This window comes from Frigoribacterium sp. PhB160, from assembly GCF_003751785.1.
Lineage (GTDB): Bacteria > Actinomycetota > Actinomycetes > Actinomycetales > Microbacteriaceae > Frigoribacterium.
On sequence record NZ_RKIE01000003.1, the window covers coordinates 321,089 to 335,987 of the forward strand.

At 75.0% G+C, this 14,899-nt stretch carries 14 protein-coding genes; 5 read left to right on the plus strand and 9 right to left on the minus strand.

The window, feature by feature from the left end:
• Window positions 1-124 precede the first annotated feature (124 nt).
• From EDF38_RS14565 to EDF38_RS14580, 4 genes are all read right to left on the minus strand, one after another.
• Entirely contained in the window at window positions 125-1,165 is a 1,041-nt protein-coding gene (locus EDF38_RS14565; RefSeq protein ID WP_123357045.1) for an MDR family oxidoreductase, read from the minus strand.
• Between the two features lie 10 nt (window positions 1,166-1,175).
• Window positions 1,176-2,585: an SPFH domain-containing protein gene (locus EDF38_RS14570; RefSeq protein WP_123356636.1), complete on the minus strand. Its 1,410-nt coding sequence runs from the start codon at window positions 2,583-2,585 to the stop codon at window positions 1,176-1,178.
• Between the two features lie 66 nt (window positions 2,586-2,651).
• The gene (locus EDF38_RS14575) at window positions 2,652-3,179 is read right to left on the minus strand and encodes a hypothetical protein (protein WP_123356638.1); all 528 of its coding nucleotides are present in this window, start codon (window positions 3,177-3,179) and stop codon (window positions 2,652-2,654) included.
• 129 nt (window positions 3,180-3,308) lie between these two features.
• Complete coding sequence (locus EDF38_RS14580; RefSeq protein ID WP_123356640.1) at window positions 3,309-4,334, minus strand: 6-phosphofructokinase; 1,026 nt, start codon at window positions 4,332-4,334, stop codon at window positions 3,309-3,311.
• A gap of 127 nt (window positions 4,335-4,461) precedes the next feature.
• Between EDF38_RS14580 and EDF38_RS14585 the strand changes: the two genes are divergently transcribed.
• Window positions 4,462-5,127, plus strand: a complete 666-nt coding sequence (locus EDF38_RS14585) for a DUF4190 domain-containing protein (RefSeq protein WP_123356642.1) — start codon at window positions 4,462-4,464, stop codon at window positions 5,125-5,127.
• A gap of 114 nt (window positions 5,128-5,241) precedes the next feature.
• Here the strand turns inward: EDF38_RS14585 and EDF38_RS14590 are convergent, their stop codons facing one another.
• Window positions 5,242-5,736 carry a pyridoxamine 5'-phosphate oxidase family protein gene (locus EDF38_RS14590; protein WP_123356644.1) on the minus strand — a complete coding sequence of 165 codons (495 nt, stop codon included), beginning with the start codon at window positions 5,734-5,736 and terminating at the stop codon, window positions 5,242-5,244.
• Window positions 5,733-6,626 carry a rhodanese-related sulfurtransferase gene (locus tag EDF38_RS14595; protein ID WP_123356646.1) on the minus strand — a complete coding sequence of 298 codons (894 nt, stop codon included), beginning with the start codon at window positions 6,624-6,626 and terminating at the stop codon, window positions 5,733-5,735. The genes EDF38_RS14590 and EDF38_RS14595 overlap by 4 nt, the downstream gene beginning before the upstream one ends.
• Window positions 6,627-6,711: 85 nt before the next feature.
• On the opposite strand from EDF38_RS14595, the gene EDF38_RS16120 reads away from it, so the two are divergent.
• The gene (locus EDF38_RS16120) at window positions 6,712-7,422 is read left to right on the plus strand and encodes a GntR family transcriptional regulator (protein WP_199734755.1); all 711 of its coding nucleotides are present in this window, start codon (window positions 6,712-6,714) and stop codon (window positions 7,420-7,422) included.
• A gap of 35 nt (window positions 7,423-7,457) precedes the next feature.
• Here EDF38_RS16120 and EDF38_RS14605 read toward each other — a convergent pair whose 3' ends face one another.
• Entirely contained in the window at window positions 7,458-8,108 is a 651-nt protein-coding gene (locus EDF38_RS14605; protein WP_123356648.1) for a GntR family transcriptional regulator, read from the minus strand.
• Window positions 8,109-8,206: 98 nt separating this feature from the next.
• Between EDF38_RS14605 and EDF38_RS14610 the strand changes: the two genes are divergently transcribed.
• Window positions 8,207-9,187: a DNA-3-methyladenine glycosylase gene (locus EDF38_RS14610; RefSeq protein WP_233572480.1), complete on the plus strand. Its 981-nt coding sequence runs from the start codon at window positions 8,207-8,209 to the stop codon at window positions 9,185-9,187.
• Between the two features lie 55 nt (window positions 9,188-9,242).
• Here EDF38_RS14610 and EDF38_RS14615 read toward each other — a convergent pair whose 3' ends face one another.
• Window positions 9,243-9,725 (minus strand): MarR family winged helix-turn-helix transcriptional regulator, encoded by a 483-nt coding sequence (locus EDF38_RS14615; RefSeq protein WP_158613389.1) that lies wholly within the window; start codon window positions 9,723-9,725, stop codon window positions 9,243-9,245.
• Window positions 9,726-9,766: 41 nt separating this feature from the next.
• Here EDF38_RS14615 and EDF38_RS14620 point away from each other — a divergent pair, with 41 nt between their 5' ends.
• Window positions 9,767-13,465, plus strand: coding sequence for a proline dehydrogenase family protein (locus tag EDF38_RS14620; protein ID WP_123356651.1), 3,699 nt, complete (start codon window positions 9,767-9,769; stop codon window positions 13,463-13,465).
• Window positions 13,466-13,486: 21 nt separating this feature from the next.
• Here EDF38_RS14620 and EDF38_RS14625 read toward each other — a convergent pair whose 3' ends face one another.
• Window positions 13,487-13,924, minus strand: coding sequence for an Lrp/AsnC family transcriptional regulator (locus EDF38_RS14625; protein ID WP_056057962.1), 438 nt, complete (start codon window positions 13,922-13,924; stop codon window positions 13,487-13,489).
• Between the two features lie 110 nt (window positions 13,925-14,034).
• On the opposite strand from EDF38_RS14625, the gene ddaH reads away from it, so the two are divergent.
• Window positions 14,035-14,895, plus strand: a complete 861-nt coding sequence (ddaH, locus tag EDF38_RS14630) for a dimethylargininase (RefSeq protein ID WP_370275643.1) — start codon at window positions 14,035-14,037, stop codon at window positions 14,893-14,895.
• Window positions 14,896-14,899: the final 4 nt, after the last annotated feature.

Here is a 14,899-nt window from a genome sequence, read left to right on the forward strand (position 1 = left end):
GAGGCGGCGCGGCGCGGTCGCAAGCATGTGCCACCTCCAATGCGCTGAGGATGTATCGGGTATCCGGTACTTCAGACGACCCTAGTACGCCGGGGCCGAGTGTGCGGCGATGCGCCGCCGCGCGTCAGCCGCCGACCCGGACGACGGTGCGTCCGCGTACCTGGCCGGCCACGATGCGGGGCCCCTCGGCGATCACGTCGTCGAGGTCGACCTCGACCGTCATCGAGTCGAGCAGGCCGAGGTCGAGGTCGGTCGCCAGGCGGCCCCACGCCTCGCGGCGGAGCGCGAGGGGCGCGTCGACCGAGTTGACGCCGGCCAGGGTGACCGCGCGCAGGATGAACGGGATCACCGTCGTCGGCAGGTCGGCCCCCTGGGCGAGCCCGCAGGCCGCGACCGTGCCGCCCCATGACGTCTGGGCCAGCACCGACGCGAGGGTGGTGCTGCCGACGGAGTCGACGCCGCCGGCCCAGCGCGGTCGCTGGACGGGCTTGCCCGCCTCGGCGAGCTCGGCCCGGTCGACGACGGTCGTCGCACCGAGCGAGAGGAGGTAGTCGCCCTGCTCGTCGACGCGACCCGAGGAGGCGGTGACCGAGTACCCGAGGCCGCTCAGCAGCGCGATCGCCACCGACCCGACCCCGCCGGCGGCCCCCGTCACGACGATCTCGCCGTCGTCGGGTCGGACGTCGCGCTCGAGGCGGAGGACGCTCAGCATCGCCGTGAACCCGGCGGTGCCGACGGCCGCCGCCTGCCGGGGCGAGATGCCCGCGGGCACGGCGACGAGCGACCCCGCGTCGACGACGGCCCGCTCGGCGAACCCGCCGTGGCGGGTCTCGCCGAGGCCGGCGCCGTTCAGCACGACGAGGTCGCCCGGCGCGAAGCGGGACGACGCCGACGTCGCCACCGTGCCCACGAGGTCGATGCCCGGCACGAGGGGGCTGACCCGGGCGACGCCTCGGTCGCCCGCGAGGGCCATGCCGTCCTTGTAGTTCAGGCTCGACCAGGCGACGTCGACCACGACCTCGCCACCGCCCTCGCCACCGTCGTCGCCACCACCGTCGTCGCCTCGGCCGCCCTCGGCGCCGACGTCGGCGGGGCCCCGCAAGAAGGCCTCGTCGACCTCCTCCACGCTCGCAGGACGGTCTCTCTCGACGACGACGGCACGCATGGCTGCGAGGCTACGCCGCGTCGCCGCGGGGCGGCTCGCCCGCGGCTGCCCCGGCCCGTCCGCCGAGGAACCCGCCCAGGGCACCGACCAGGTCGAGGCCCGTCGTCGCCTTGACGACGTCCTGCAGCTGCGTCATGTTGTTCGCCACCGACTTCGTGAGCTCGTTCGCCCCGTCGGTCGAGACGACCGTGAGGGCGTCGATGTTGCCCATCGGCGCCGCCATCTCGCGCGCGATGTCGGGCAGGCGCGAGATGACCTGCGAGGCGAGCGCGGCCTGGCCGAACTTGCCCTGCGCCTCGGCCAGGGCGTCGACGGCCTCGGCCTCGGCGAGGCCCTTGGCCTTGATCGCGGCGGCCTCGGCCCGGCCGGCGGCCTCGACCGCGGCGGCCTCGTTCTCGGCCGCCGCCCGGGCGGCGTCCGCGAGCTGCGTGCGGCGGAACGCCTCGGCCTCGACCGCGGCGTTCGCGGCGTCGCGCTCGGCCTCTGCGTTCTGCACCGACGCGTAGGCGGCGGCCTCGGCGGGCTGGCGCACCTCGATGTTCAGGCGCTCCTGGTTGACCTTCGCCTGTTCGGCGACCGCGATGCTCTCCTGCTCGGCGACGAGCTTGTCCTGCATGGCACGGGCGAGCTCGCCGGCCGCGGCGGCCTCGGCCTGGGCCCGGTCGGTCTCGGCCTTGATCTGCGCCTGGCGCACGTCGAGCTGCAGCTGGCGCTCGGCGGTCTGCTGCGTGTTGCCGATGCGGGCGAGCGCCGCGATCCGCTCGGCCTCCGCCTCGGCGACGTCGGCGTTCTGCTTCGCGACGGCGGCCTCGGCCCGCCCACGGTCGGCGAGGTACGTGCTGCCGGGCGTCTCGATCTCGCGGATGTTCATCGTCTCGATCTGGAGGCCCAGCTCGGCGAGCTCGCCCTTCGTCTCGTTGACGGCGTCGGCCGCGAGCCGGGAGAAGTTCTTGACGAGGTCGTCGACCGGCTGCCCGCCGATCAGGCCGCGGATCGACCCCTCGAGCGACTGCTGCACGATGACGGGCAGCTGCTGCTGCTGCAGCAGGTAGCGCTGGGCGGCCCGGCGGACGCCGTCCTCGGTTCCCGTGACCTTGAAGTTGACCGTGGCCTTGACCGCGGTGCGGATGTAGTTGGCGTCGATCGCCTGCACCTCGACCGGGGTCTGGTACTGCTCGAGGCTGAGCGTGAAGCCCTCCTGGAAGATCGGCCAGACGAACGTGCGCCCGCCGATGATCACCTTCTGCGGGCTCGAGATGCCCCCGCCCTCCGACCGTTCGGCCCCGCGGCCGACCACGATCAGCGCCTCGTTGGGCGGCACGCGGCGCACGCGGCTGGCGACGAACGAGACCAGGGCCAGGACGATGACGACCGCGACGACCACGGCCACGACGCTGATGTTCTCGGAGATGAAGTCCACAGGGCTTCCTTTCGGTGGGGGTCAGGGGTGGGGCCGTGCCCGCGGGCGCCGACCCCGAGGCGGGGATCAGGAGGCGCGGGGCACGGGGCCGGGACCGCCGCCGGCACCCGGCACGGCCGGGTCGCCGCCGAGCGGCACCACCTCGACGCGCGGACCCGACTCGGCGACGACCCGCACCCGCACGCCGCGTTCGATGCGCCCGGGGCTGACGGCGAGGCGCCGTTCGAGCTCGCGGGCGTCGTCGAGGCGCACCTCGCCGCCGGTCGGGGTGGTCGTCTCGGTGGTGGTGCCGACGAAGCCGACGGGCGACCAGTGGCCGCCGCTGTCGCGACGCGTGACGTGGCGGACGGCGGCCTGCACGACGACGAGGGCCACGGCGGCCATGACCGCGGCGACGACCCAGGTCAGGGCGGGCGCGAGGCCCGCCTGCTGCGTGACGACGCCCGACAGCCCGAAGATCGACAGCGCCGAGCCGACGGCGACGCCCGACACCAGGCCGTCGCCGACGTCGAAGGCGTCGAGCAGGTCGCCGACGACGATGCTGAGCAGCAGCAGGACGAGTCCCACTGCCCCCACGACGATGAACGTGATCATCCGTCGAGCCTGCCAGGAGGACCGGGCGGGCGCATCGGCTGCGCGACGGACCGGGGAGACCGGCTCCGCGCCTCCGACGGGGGAAGGACGGTTGGCGAGGCCGCGGTGGAAGGGCGGACGCGCCCCGGCTCAGCCGAACAGGATGGACGCCTCGTCGTACCGGTGCTGCGGCACGACCTTGAGGCTGTCGAGCGCCTCCTCGAACGACACGTGCACGATCTCCGTGCCGCGCAGCGCCACCATGCGGCCCCACCGGCCCTCGACCACCGAGTCGCTCGCGGCCATGCCGAGCCGGGTGGCGAGCACGCGGTCGTACGAGGTGGGCGTGCCGCCGCGCTGGATGTGGCCGAGGGTCGTGGCGCGGGTCTCGATGCCCGTGCGCTCCTCGATGATCGGGGCGAGCCGCTCGCCGATGCCGCCGAGCCGCGGGCGGCCGAACGCGTCGAGCCCGCGCTCGGAGTGCGCGTCGCTGCCGTGGTCGGGCACGAAGCCCTCGGCCACGACGACCAGCGGGGCGCGGCCGCGGTCGTAGGCCGACTTCACCCACGCGACGATCTGGTCCATGCTCGTCGCCTGCTCGGGGATGAGGATGGCGTGCGCGCCGGCGGCCATGCCCGAGTGCAGGGCGATCCAGCCGACGTGGCGGCCCATCACCTCGGCCACCATGCACCGGCTGTGCGAGTCGCCGGTGGTGCGCAGGCGGTCCATCGCGTCGGTCGCGATCTGCACCGCGGTGTCGAAGCCGAACGTGTAGTCGGTGGCGCCGAGGTCGTTGTCGACCGTCTTCGGCACGCCGACGATCTTGAGGCCCGCGTCGGTGAGGCGCTTGGCGGCGGCCAGGGTGCCCTCGCCGCCGATCGCCATGATCGCGTCGATGCCGAACCGCTCGAGGTTCTCGCTGATGCGCTCGACCCCGCCGTCGCCCTCGAAGGGGTTCGTGCGGCTCGTGCCGAGGATCGTGCCGCCCTGCTTGGCGATGCCCTGGATCTCCTTGCGGGTCAGGGGCATGACGTCGCCGTCGACGACGCCACGCCAGCCGTCGCGGAAGCCCACGAACTCCTGGCCGTGGATGGTCGTGCCCTTGAGCACGGCGCCGCGGATGACCGCGTTCAGGCCGGGGCAGTCGCCGCCGCTGGTGAGGATTCCGATTCGCATCGCACTGCTCCGTCGCATGTCGGGCCCGAGGGCCGGCCGAGATCGCCTCCATCATGGCGCACCGGGGTCGACGCCCGGTGCGGTCGACGCCGGGGAGGTCGCCGGGAGCCGGTACTACCCTCGACCCATGACCGATCAGCCCGCGTCGCGACCGCCGTCCCCGTGGGCGCGCTTCCGCCGGCCCGAGCCGGGCGAGCAGCGGCAGCGGCCCGAGGCGTCGCCGCCGCCGACGGCCGGGGTCGTGGGCGACGGCTGGACCGCGAGCGCAGGAGGCGCGTGGCCGGCAGCCGCCACCGCCGCGCCTCCGTACGCCGCGCCTCCCCAGGCGCACGACCCCGTCTCCGCGCCGTCGGGTGCCGCGACGGCCGGCACCGCGGCGACGGGCACGGCGTCCGTCTGGGCTCCTCAGCCCTCGGGCGACTGGTCGGCCCCGACCTCGTCGCCCTCGTTCGGCTCGTACTTCGGTCAGGACGACGACGACTCGTGGGCGGACCCGCGCCCCGTCGACGACGACCCGGGTCGCGGCCTGGCGATCGCCTCGGTCGTGTTCGGCGTCTTCTTCGCGCCGCTCGGCCTCGTCTTCGGGCTCGTGTCGGCCCGGCGCTCGCGGGCGGCCGGCCGGCCGGCCGGGCTCGCGCTCGTCGGCATGGTCGTGGCCAGCGTCATGATCGTGCTCGGCCTCGTGTACGGCATCGCCGTGCTCGACTGGGTCTCGCGCCTGTCGACGGCCTGCGCGCAGCTCGGCCCCGGCGACTACGTCGACGCCTCCGGCCGCGGCGTCACCTGCCGCTGACCCGCGGCGTCCCGCCCCGCCCCGCCTTGCGCGGGCGGCGGGCGGCGAGCGGCGAGCGGCGAGCGGCCAGCGACCGCACCAGGCTCTGAACCCCGGCCCGCCGCCGGCCGCGACCTACAGCTGCACCGTGCCCGTGTCGGCCACGTGCTCGGGGTGGCCGCCGGTCAGGGCGGCCTTCGCGTACTTGAGGTAGGTGACGGCCTTCGGCTCGTTGCTGACCCAGTACTCGGCCGACTCGACGTCGACCTCGATGAGCGCGACGGTCGGGTCGTCCCGGCCCTGGTCGAACCACGCCTCGGCGCCGGTCGACCACATCTGGTCGACGAGCTCGCGGTCGTGGGTGACCGCCGCCTTTCCCGAGAGCGAGAGGTAGCCCTTGCCCGACTCGACGGCGACGTTGACCTGCGCGTGGGCCTTGATGTCGTCGACCTTGGGCGACGGGTCCTGCGTGAAGAAGTAGACCTTGCCGTCGAAGTCGCGGTCGACGATCGCGAGGGGGCGGCTGACCAGGTGCTGGCCGTGGCTCTGGGTGGTGAGGATGCCGATGCGGCTCTTCTCGAGCACCTCGGCGACCTTGCTGATGTCGTTCGTGTCGTTCGTGTCCGTCATGTGCCGGACGCTACGCCGGAGGCGCGGTGCGCGTCACACGTGATCGCCCCGGCCTCCGAGCACCCCGGGCACGCCACCAGCTGCGCCCGGCACTGCACGTCGACGCAGTTCTGCATGCGCGAGGTGGGGGCCGAGCAGGCGACGCACGTGCCGATCACGGCCGCGTGGTCGGAGAAGGCGACCGAGCCGCGTCGGTCGAAGACGTAGAGGGAGCCCTCCCAGAGGCCGTCGTCGCCGTAGGCCTCGCCGTACCGCGCCACGCCCCCGTCGAGCTGGTAGACCCGCGAGAAGCCACGGGCCGTCATCAGCGACGAGAGCACCTCGCAGCGCACCCCGCCCGTGCAGTACGTCACGACCGGTGCGTCCTTGAGGTGGTCGTACCGCCCGCTGTCGAGCTCCGCGACGAAGTCGCGCGTCGTCGCCACGTCGGGCACCACCGCCCCCCGGAACCGGCCGATGCGCGACTCGAACTCGTTGCGTCCGTCGAGGAACGTCACGTCCTCCCGCTCGACGAGCTCGTGCAGCGCCCGGGGCGAGAGGCGCTCGCCGCCCCCGACGACCCCGCCCTCGTCGACCACCAGCTCGTCCGGCGCCCCGAAGGTGACGATCTCGTCGCGCACCTTGACCGAGAGCCGCGGGAAGTCGTCGCCGGTGCCGGCGCTCCACTTCACGTCGAGGTCGCGGAACGGCGCGTAGCCGTGCGTCGCCCGCAGCCAGCGCTTGAGGTCGTCGAGCTCGCCGCCGAGCGTGCCGTTGAGGCCGTGCCGGGACAGGAGGAGGCGCCCCCTCAGCCCTAGCGATCCGCACAGCTCCTGCTGCCACAGCCTCACGGCCTCGGGATCGGCCAGCGGCGTGAAGACGTAGAAGAGCAGGATCTTGGGGACGGCCACCGAACGAGTGTAATTGCTCCATCCCTCGCCTTGCCGTGCATGTATGCCCTAATGTGACACATCAGTGCTCTCAGAGGAGGTCCCCGTGCCGGTCCCCACGACGTCGACAATGCGCATCCCGCGCCGGCTCCACCGAGACGAGGTCTACGAACGGCTGCTCGAGGCCATCTCCGACGGGACGCTCGCGCCGGGCGAGCGCATCCGCGACCGCGACCTCGAGGTCTGGCTCGGCGTCTCGCGCACGCCCATCCGCATGGCGCTCGCCCGGCTCGAGGACCTCTCGCTCGTCGAGACGACCAGCCAGCGCGCGACGCGCGTCAGCCCCGCCCGCCCGGCGTTCGTCGCGGGGCTCGCCCGCACGGCGGTGCTCGTCTGGGGCCGGGTCGCCCCCGAGGTCGTCCGGGCCGACGCCGCTCGTCGCAGGCGGGTCGTCGACGCCGTGCGCCGGGCCGAGCGTGCCTGGGCCGTCGGCGCCGTGACGCCCTCCCCCGACGCCGGCCCTCCCCCGCAGGAGGCGCGGCTCGGCTCCCCGACGCCCGCCCCCGCCGTCGAGGCCTTCGTGTCGCTCGGCGAGTCGATCGTGTCGTGCTCCCCGAGCGCGGTGGTGCCGGGGGTGGCCCGTCATCTCGGCCTGCTCGTGCAGCACCACTCGGCGACGACGACGGGCGGCCTCGACGTGGCCGCCGCCGGCGCCGTCGTGGGACCCGTGGCCGACGCCGTGGCGCGCGTCGACGCCGAGGCGCTCGTCGACGCGGTCGAGCGCCTGGCGACGGCGTTCGCGCCCTGCGGCCGCTAGCCCCTCGCCAGCCGGTCGGCGCCGGCCCGACGGCGTCAGCTCGTCGGCGTCGCCGGCACCGGCGCGAGGCTGTCGCGCGCGAGCAGGGTCGTCACCGCGCGTCCGGCGTCGACCCATCGGCGGTCACGCAGGGCCTCGTCGGCCTCGGTCACGACGTCGTGCAGGTCCGCGACGGGCAGGGCGACGTCGAGATGGCGCAGGAGGAAGGCCGCCCGGTTCTCGAGCGGCTCGGACGCCTTGCGCGTCAGCGGGTTGGCCGACAGCTCGACGAACGGCGCCGTGGCGTCGAGCAGGTCGTGGCAGCTCGGCGCGGGCGCGGTCACGGCGGCCCGGAGCGCGTCGGCCAGCACCGAGGCCTCGGCGACGGGTGCGGTCTCCGCCGAGCGGACGGCTTCACCGTGCAGCAGTCCCAGCAGCTCGAGGGTGTCGAGCAGGTCGGCGTGGGAGACGGCGGCGACCCGGGTGAACCGGTTGGCCTGGATGTGGACGAGGCCCTGCGTCGCCAGGCGGGCCAGCGCCTCCTTCACGGGGGTCTTCGAGACGCCGAGCCAGGTGGCGACGTCGTCCTCGAGGAGGCGCTCGCCGGGACGGAGCGTGCCGTCGGTGATCGCCCCGAGGACGGAGTCGAAGGTGAGGTCGCGGAGGAGTCGGCGGGGTCCGCGCGCGGGACGGTCAGGAACGGGCATGCTCTCTCCAATGTGAGGAACAACAAATATCACAGAGTCGGCCGTGCTCGGGACGGAGGGCACGTCAGGACGTCGGAGGCGCGGGTTACCATCTCGACATGTCCGACCTGCCGTCCGCCGCGCCCCGCCCGACGACGGGCGACGTCGACGGGCCTCGCGACGCGACGCCCGACGCCGAGACGACCTACCGGCCGTCGCTGCCGGTCGACGTCCTGGCGACGGTGCGGCCGCTCTCCCGCGGCGCGGGCGACCCGAGCTTCCGAGTCGTGGCCGGCCGCGTCTGGCGCGGCGTCCGCACGCCGCGGGGCGCCGCGACCCTCTGCCTCACCCCGGGTCGCGCCGAGGTGCACGCCGCGGCCTGGGGCCCCGGTGCCGAGTGGGTGGTGGCGTCGGTGCCCGAGATGCTCGGCGCGGGCGACGACTGGTCGGGTCTCGACGTCTCGGCGAACGCGTTCCTCGCCGCGGCCCGGCACCGCTCGCCGGGGCTGCGCCTGACGCGCAACGACCTCGTCGTGCAGATGCTCGTGCCGGCCGTGCTCGAGCAGAAGGTCACGAGCCGCGAGGCGTGGCGCGCCTGGCGCGAGCTCGTGCGGCGCCACGGCGGGCCCGCGCCCGGTCCCGCGCCCGAGGGCCTCGTCGTGCCGCCCGACGCCGCGACCTGGCGACGGGTGCCGAGCTGGGAGTGGCACCGGGCCGGCGTCGGGCCCCAGCGCTCGGCGACGGTCATGCGCGTCTGCGCCGTCGCCGACGCCCTCGAGCGCACCCTCTCGCTCGGCCGCGGCGGGGCCGAGGTCGAGCGGCGCCTCCGGTCGGTCGCCGGGGTGGGCGTCTGGACGGCCGCCGAGACGATGCAGCGGTCGCACGGCGACCCCGACAGCCCGAGCGTCGGCGACTACCACCTGCCGGCGCTCGTCGGGTGGGCCCTCGTCGGGCAGCCCGTCGACGACGACGGCATGCTCGAGCTGCTCGAGCCCTGGCGCGGCCACCGCGAGCGGGTCATGCGGCTCATCACGGCGAGCGGGTTCTCGAAGCCGAAGTTCGGCCCCCGGATGACCATCCAGGACCACCGCTCCCACTGACGCCGCCCGTCCGCCCGCAGCGGGACGCCGGCCCGGGTCCCGGCCCCGGCCGGCCTCAGGCCCGGGCGACCGCGGGGGCGTCAGGGGAGGCGTCGTCGCCGATGCCCTCGAGCACCCGTCGCGAGAAGCCGAGCACGACCGCGTCGTCGCCGGCCAGGGCGTCGACGAAGTAGCGGCGGATCGCGGCGGTGTGCCCCCGGGTGGCCGAGAGCATGGTGCGGCGGCCCTCGGGGGTCAGCTCGACCCACGTGCCGCGGGCGTCGGAGGCGCAGTCCGAGCGGCGGACGAGCCCGCGGCGCTCCATGCGCGTGACCTGGTGGCTGACGCGGCTCTTCTCCCAGCCGATCTGCTCGGCGATGTCGCGCACCCGCAGGCGGCGGTCGGCGCTGCGGCCGAGCCCCACGAGGATCTCGTACTCGGGGGCGGAGATGCCGGCCCCGTCGTGGAGGCGCAGCTCGAGCACGCGGTCGAGCCGCCGACGCATCGCGTAGAACTCGTCCCAGACGACCCAGTCGTCGTCGGAGAGGTGCTCGGCCATTCGCCCAGTGTAGGGACGGTGGTGCGGCATATCCTCGTCGCATGCCCGAAGTGCGTCCCGCCGACCTCACCCAGCAGGCCGTCCAGACCGCACGCCGCTGGCTCGCCGAGGCGGCCGCCGCGCCCGTCGACCGCGACGCCCGCCGCCTGGCCGCCGTGCTGCGCGACCCCGAGGGCCTCGACTTCACCGTCGGCTTCGTCGACCGCGTCATGCGCCCCGAAGACCCCTCGGTCGCGGCGGCGAACCTCGACCGCCTGAGCCGGTCGACGCCCGCCTCCCTGCCGTGGCACATCCGCGCCGCCGTGGCCGCCGGCGGCGGCTTCGGCCCCCTCGCCCCGCGCTCGGTGATCCCCGTGGCGCGTCGCGCCTTCCGCGGGCTCGTGCAGCACCTCCTGCTCGACGCGACGCCAGACAAGCTCGGCCCGGCGCTGGCCGCGCTGACGAGCGCCGAGGGCGTCCGACCCGTCCTCGCGCCGCTCGGCGAGGCCGTGCTCGGCGACGCGGGCGCCGACCGGCGCCTCGCCGAGGTGCGGTCCCTGCTCGAGCGCGACGACGTCGAGCACGTCTCGATCCCGGTGGCGTCCGTGGTCGGGCCGCGCTCGCCGTGGGGCACCGACGAGACGAGCGCAGCCGCCGTCGAGCGACTCACCCCCCTCTACGAGCTCGCCCTCGCCTCGAGCCCGCCGAAGGTGATCGACCTCGACCTCGGGGCGTACCGCGACCTCGACCTCACCATCGACGTCTTCACGCGCCTCCTCGACCAGCCCCAGCTCCTCGACCTCGAGGCGGGCATCGTCGTGCAGGCCCACCTGCCCGACGCGTTGGCGTCGGTGCAGCTGCTCACCGACTGGGCCCGGGGCCGGGTCGCGCGCGGCGGCTCGCCCATCCGGGTGCGCCTCGTGACCGGCGCCGACCGAGCCCTCGAGCTCGTCGAGTCGAGGCTCACCGGCTGGCCGCTCGCCACCTACCGCACCGTCGTCGAGACCGGCGCCAACGTCAAGCGCGTGCTCGACTGGGCCCTGCGCCCGGTCAACGCCGAGGTCGTGCACATCGCCGTGGCGACCCACGACCTCTTCGACGTCGCGCACGCCTGGGCCCTCGCCCGGCAGCGCGAGGTCACGCACCTCGTGAGCTTCGAGATGCCCCTCGGCGTCGCCACGGCCGCGGCGGAGGCGGTCCGTCGCGAGATCGGCGCGATCGACCTCTACGCCCCGGTCGTCCGGCCCGGCGAGTTCGACACGGCCGTCGGCTACCTGGTCCGACGGCTCGACGAGCTGACGGGCCCCGGCGACCACGACGCCGCCGACGGTGCCGACGACGGCGCCCACCGCGCCGCCGACGACCCGCGCGACGGCGCCGCCGACGACAGCGCGGCCGACTCCACGGCGCCCGACGAGCAGCGCTACCTCGACGCGTGCGCACTGCTCGAGGCCCAGGGCGGCGCCGACGTCAACGCCCCCGGGCCCGCCCGGCGCCAGGACCGCACGAAGCCCGCGCGACGCCCGGCCGCGCTCGGTGCCCCGGGCCAGGCCGCGGCCGCAGACCCCGCCGGAGGCGCGCGGCCCGTCACCGAGCCCGCCACCGACCCGGCCCTCGAGCGCAACCGCACCTGGGCCCGGCGGCTGCTCGTCGCGTCGCGCACCTCGCACGCGGGCGTCGAGACGGTCGGCGCGTCTCGGGTGCTCGACGCGGCGCAGCTCGAGGCCGTCGTCGCGGCGACCGCGCAGGCCGGCGCGAGCTGGGGCCACGAGCCCGCGGCGGCCCGCGCCGAGCTGCTCGACCGCGTCGCCGACGCCCTCGCCGCGCACCGCGCCGACCTGATCGAGGTCATGACGAGCGAGGTCGGCACCACGGTCGGGGAGGGCGACCGCGAGGTCGGCGAGGCGATCGACCTCGCGCGCCTGCACGCCCGGCTCGCCCGCGAGCTCGACGACGTGACCGGGGCGCGCTGGGCGCCTCCTCGCCTCACGGTCGTCGTGCCGCCGTGGGCCTCGCCCGTCGCCGTGCCGTCGGGCGGCGTGACGGCCGCGCTCGCCGCCGGCAGCGGCGTCGTGCTGAAGCCCGCGCCCCAGGCACGCCGCAGCGCCGCCGTGCTCGCCGAGACCCTGTGGGGGGCGGGCGTCCCGCGAGAGCTGCTCGCGCTCGTCGAGCTCGACGAGGACGAGCTGGGCCGCGACCTCGTCGCCCACCCGGCCGTCGACCGCGTCGTGCTCACCGGCACGTTCGAGACGGCCGAGACGTTCCGTGCCTGGCGTCCCGACCTGCCCCTCGCCGCCTCGACCGCCGGGGGCGGCGGCAGCGTCGTCGTGACGCCCGCCGCCGACCTCGACCTCGCCGTGGCCGACGTCGTCGAGGGGGCCTTCGGGCGGGCCGGCCAGAGCTGCACGTCGGGCGGCCTCGTGATCCTCGTGGGCTCGGCGGCGCGCAGCGACCGCTTCCGCCGCCAGCTCGTCGACGCCGTCGCCAGCCTCGTCGTGGGCTGGCCCGACGAGCCGACGACCCAGGTCGGGCCGCTCGTCGACCCCGCCGAGGGGCGCGTGCTCGAGGCGCTGACCGTGCTCGCGCCCGGCGAGAGCTGGCTCGTCGAGCCGCGACAGCTCGACGACGAGGGGGTGCTCTGGTCGCCCGGCGTCCGCGACGGCGTGCTCCCCGGCAGCGCCGCGCACCTCGACCAGGCGCTCGCGCCCGTGCTGGGCGTCATGCACGCCGAGACCCTCGACGAGGCCGTGCGCCTGCAGAACCAGCTCGAGCGAGGCCTCGTCGCCGGTCTCCACTCGCTCGACGTCGACGAGGTCGCGCGCTGGCTCGACGGGGTCGAGGCCGGCACGCTCGCCGTCGACCGGCCCGTCACGGGCGCCGTCGTCGGTCGTCGTCCGGTCGCGGGCTGGGGGCGCGCCACCGTCGGACCGGTCGTCTCGGTGGGCGGGCCCAACGCCGTGATCGCCCACGGCACCTGGTGGGCGGTCGCCCGCGAGCCGCACCCGTCGCTGCGCCTGACCGGAGTCGGCGACCGCGTGGTGGCCGTCATCGAGGCCGCGCGCTCGGGTCTCTCGTTCGAGCAGTTCGACCGCGTCCGGGCCGGCGCCGCCAGCGACGAGCTGGCCTGGCAGGCCGAGTTCGGGGTCTCCCGGGACGCGGCGGGGCTCGAGGTCGAGCGCGACGTGCTCCGCTACCGGCCGGTGCCCGTCGTGCTGCGCCTGTCGGAGGGGGCCGACCCGGCCGACCTCGTCCGCCTCGTCGCGGCGGCCGCTCGCGTGCGCGCGCCGATCAGCATCAGCGCCGCCGAGCCCGTGACGTCGTCGCTCGTGCAGCTCTTGCGCTCGCCGTCGTCGCCCGTCCGCCTCGGCGAGGTCACGGTCGAGGGCGACCAGGCCTTCCGCGACCGCGCCGCCGCGGGGCTGCTGCAGTCGGGGCAGGGCAGGGCCGCCGCCCCCGACGACCTCGAGCTGCTCGCTCTGGCGACCGGTGCGGGCGGCGCCTCGACGACGGCCGACCCGGAGGCGCGGGCCGAGTCCGCCGCCCCGGTCGCCCACCGAGGCCTCCGCATCCGCCTCGTCGGCGGCGACGCGCGAGCGCTGGCCGCGGCTCTCGGCGGCGACCCCGACGTGACCGTCTGGTCGGGCGACGTGACCGAGGCCGGGCGCGTCGAGCTGCTGCCGTTCCTGCGGGAGCAGTCGGTGTCGCTCACAGCGCACCGCTTCGGGGCGATCGATCCCGAGTTCCGCGACCTCCGTCTCTAGTCGGGCGGCCGACCGGCGACGTCAGGCCGGCTGTCGGCTGATCAGCTTCGACAGCACGATGGCGCTGCGGGTGTGGTCGACGTTCGGGGCGTTGCGGACCCGCTCGAGCGCCTCCTCGAGGGAGGGGATGTCGCGGCTGCGCATGTGCACGATGGCGTCGGCGCTGCCGGTCACGGTGCCGGCGTCGACGACCTCGGGCACGGTGCTGAGGATGCGCTGCAGCTCGGCCGGCGAGACCGTCCCGCGGCAGAAGAGCTCGACGAAGGCCTCGGTGCCGAGGCCGTCGACGGCGGGGTCGACCTGCACGGTGAAGCCCTTGATCACGCCGTCGGCGACGAGGCGGTCGACGCGGCGCTTGACGGCGGACGCGCTGAGGCCGACCGACGACCCGATGTCGCCGTAGCCGGCCCGGGCGTTCTGGCGCAGCAGGTCGATGATGCCGTAGTCGAGGTTGTCCACATCGGGCATCCTACGCGCAAATGTTGCGCACAGCCTGTGCTAGACGCTGAATCGTTGCGTACGGAGCGGCCACCGTGCGCGAGAGGGGTGTGACACTGGCAGGCGTGAGCATCGAGACCCCCACGAGCCAGCCGTCCGCCCCCGCCACCGCCCGTCGGGCCACCGAGCGCACCGTGCTCATGTGCCGACCCGACCACTTCACCGTGAGCTACAGGATCAACCCCTGGATGGACCCGCGGGTGCCGACCGACACCTCGCTCGCCGTGCAGCAGTGGACGACTCTCTACGATACCTACGTTCGGCTCGGCTTCACCGTCGAGCTGATCGACCCCCTCGAGGGCCTGCCCGACATGGTCTACTCGGCCAACGGCGGCTTCACGCTCGACGGCAAGGCCTACGGCGCGAGCTTCACCTATCCCCAGCGCCAGCCCGAGGGGCCGGCCTACATGGACTGGTTCCGCGACGCGGGCTTCGAGGTCGTCGTGCCGGAGGAGGTCAACGAGGGCGAGGGCGACTTCCTCCTCGTGGGAGACGTGATCCTCGCCGGCACCGGCTTCCGCAGCGCGTCCGACTCGCACGCCGAGATCGCCCGGGTCTTCGGTCGCGAGGTCGTCGGGCTGACGCTGGTCGACCCGAGCTTCTACCACCTCGACACGGCGATCGCGGTGCTCGACCCCGAGCCCGTCGACGGGAAGCACAACATCGCCTACCTCGAGAGCGCCTTCGACGAGGCGTCGCTCGCCGTGCTGCGCGAGCGCTTCCCCGACGCGGTCCTCGTGGGCGAGGAGGACGCGAGCATCCTCGGCCTCAACTCGTACTCCGACGGCTACAACGTCGTCATCGCCGCGAAGGCGACGGGTTTCGAGCGTCAGCTGCGCGAGCGGGGCTACAACCCGATCGGCGTCGACCTCTCCGAGCTGCTGCTCGCCGGCGGCGGCGTCAAGTGCTGCACGCTGGAGCTGCGCCGCTGACGAG

Excerpts from the sequence above, each read along its gene's own strand:
- EDF38_RS14580 (WP_123356640.1), bottom strand. The coding sequence starts at position 4,334 with ATGCGAATCGGAATCCTCACCAGCGGCGGCGACTGCCCCGGCCTGAAC.
- EDF38_RS14615 (WP_158613389.1), bottom strand. The coding sequence starts at position 9,725 with ATGGCCGAGCACCTCTCCGACGACGACTGGGTCGTCTGGGACGAGTTC.
- EDF38_RS14585 (WP_123356642.1), top strand. The coding sequence starts at position 4,462 with ATGACCGATCAGCCCGCGTCGCGACCGCCGTCCCCGTGGGCGCGCTTC.
- EDF38_RS14620 (WP_123356651.1), top strand. The coding sequence starts at position 9,767 with ATGCCCGAAGTGCGTCCCGCCGACCTCACCCAGCAGGCCGTCCAGACC.
- EDF38_RS14575 (WP_123356638.1), bottom strand. The coding sequence starts at position 3,179 with ATGATCACGTTCATCGTCGTGGGGGCAGTGGGACTCGTCCTGCTGCTG.
- EDF38_RS14610 (WP_233572480.1), top strand. The coding sequence starts at position 8,207 with ATGTCCGACCTGCCGTCCGCCGCGCCCCGCCCGACGACGGGCGACGTC.
- EDF38_RS14565 (WP_123357045.1), bottom strand. The coding sequence starts at position 1,165 with ATGCGTGCCGTCGTCGTCGAGAGAGACCGTCCTGCGAGCGTGGAGGAG.
- EDF38_RS14590 (WP_123356644.1), bottom strand. The coding sequence starts at position 5,736 with ATGACGGACACGAACGACACGAACGACATCAGCAAGGTCGCCGAGGTG.
- EDF38_RS14605 (WP_123356648.1), bottom strand. The coding sequence starts at position 8,108 with ATGCCCGTTCCTGACCGTCCCGCGCGCGGACCCCGCCGACTCCTCCGC.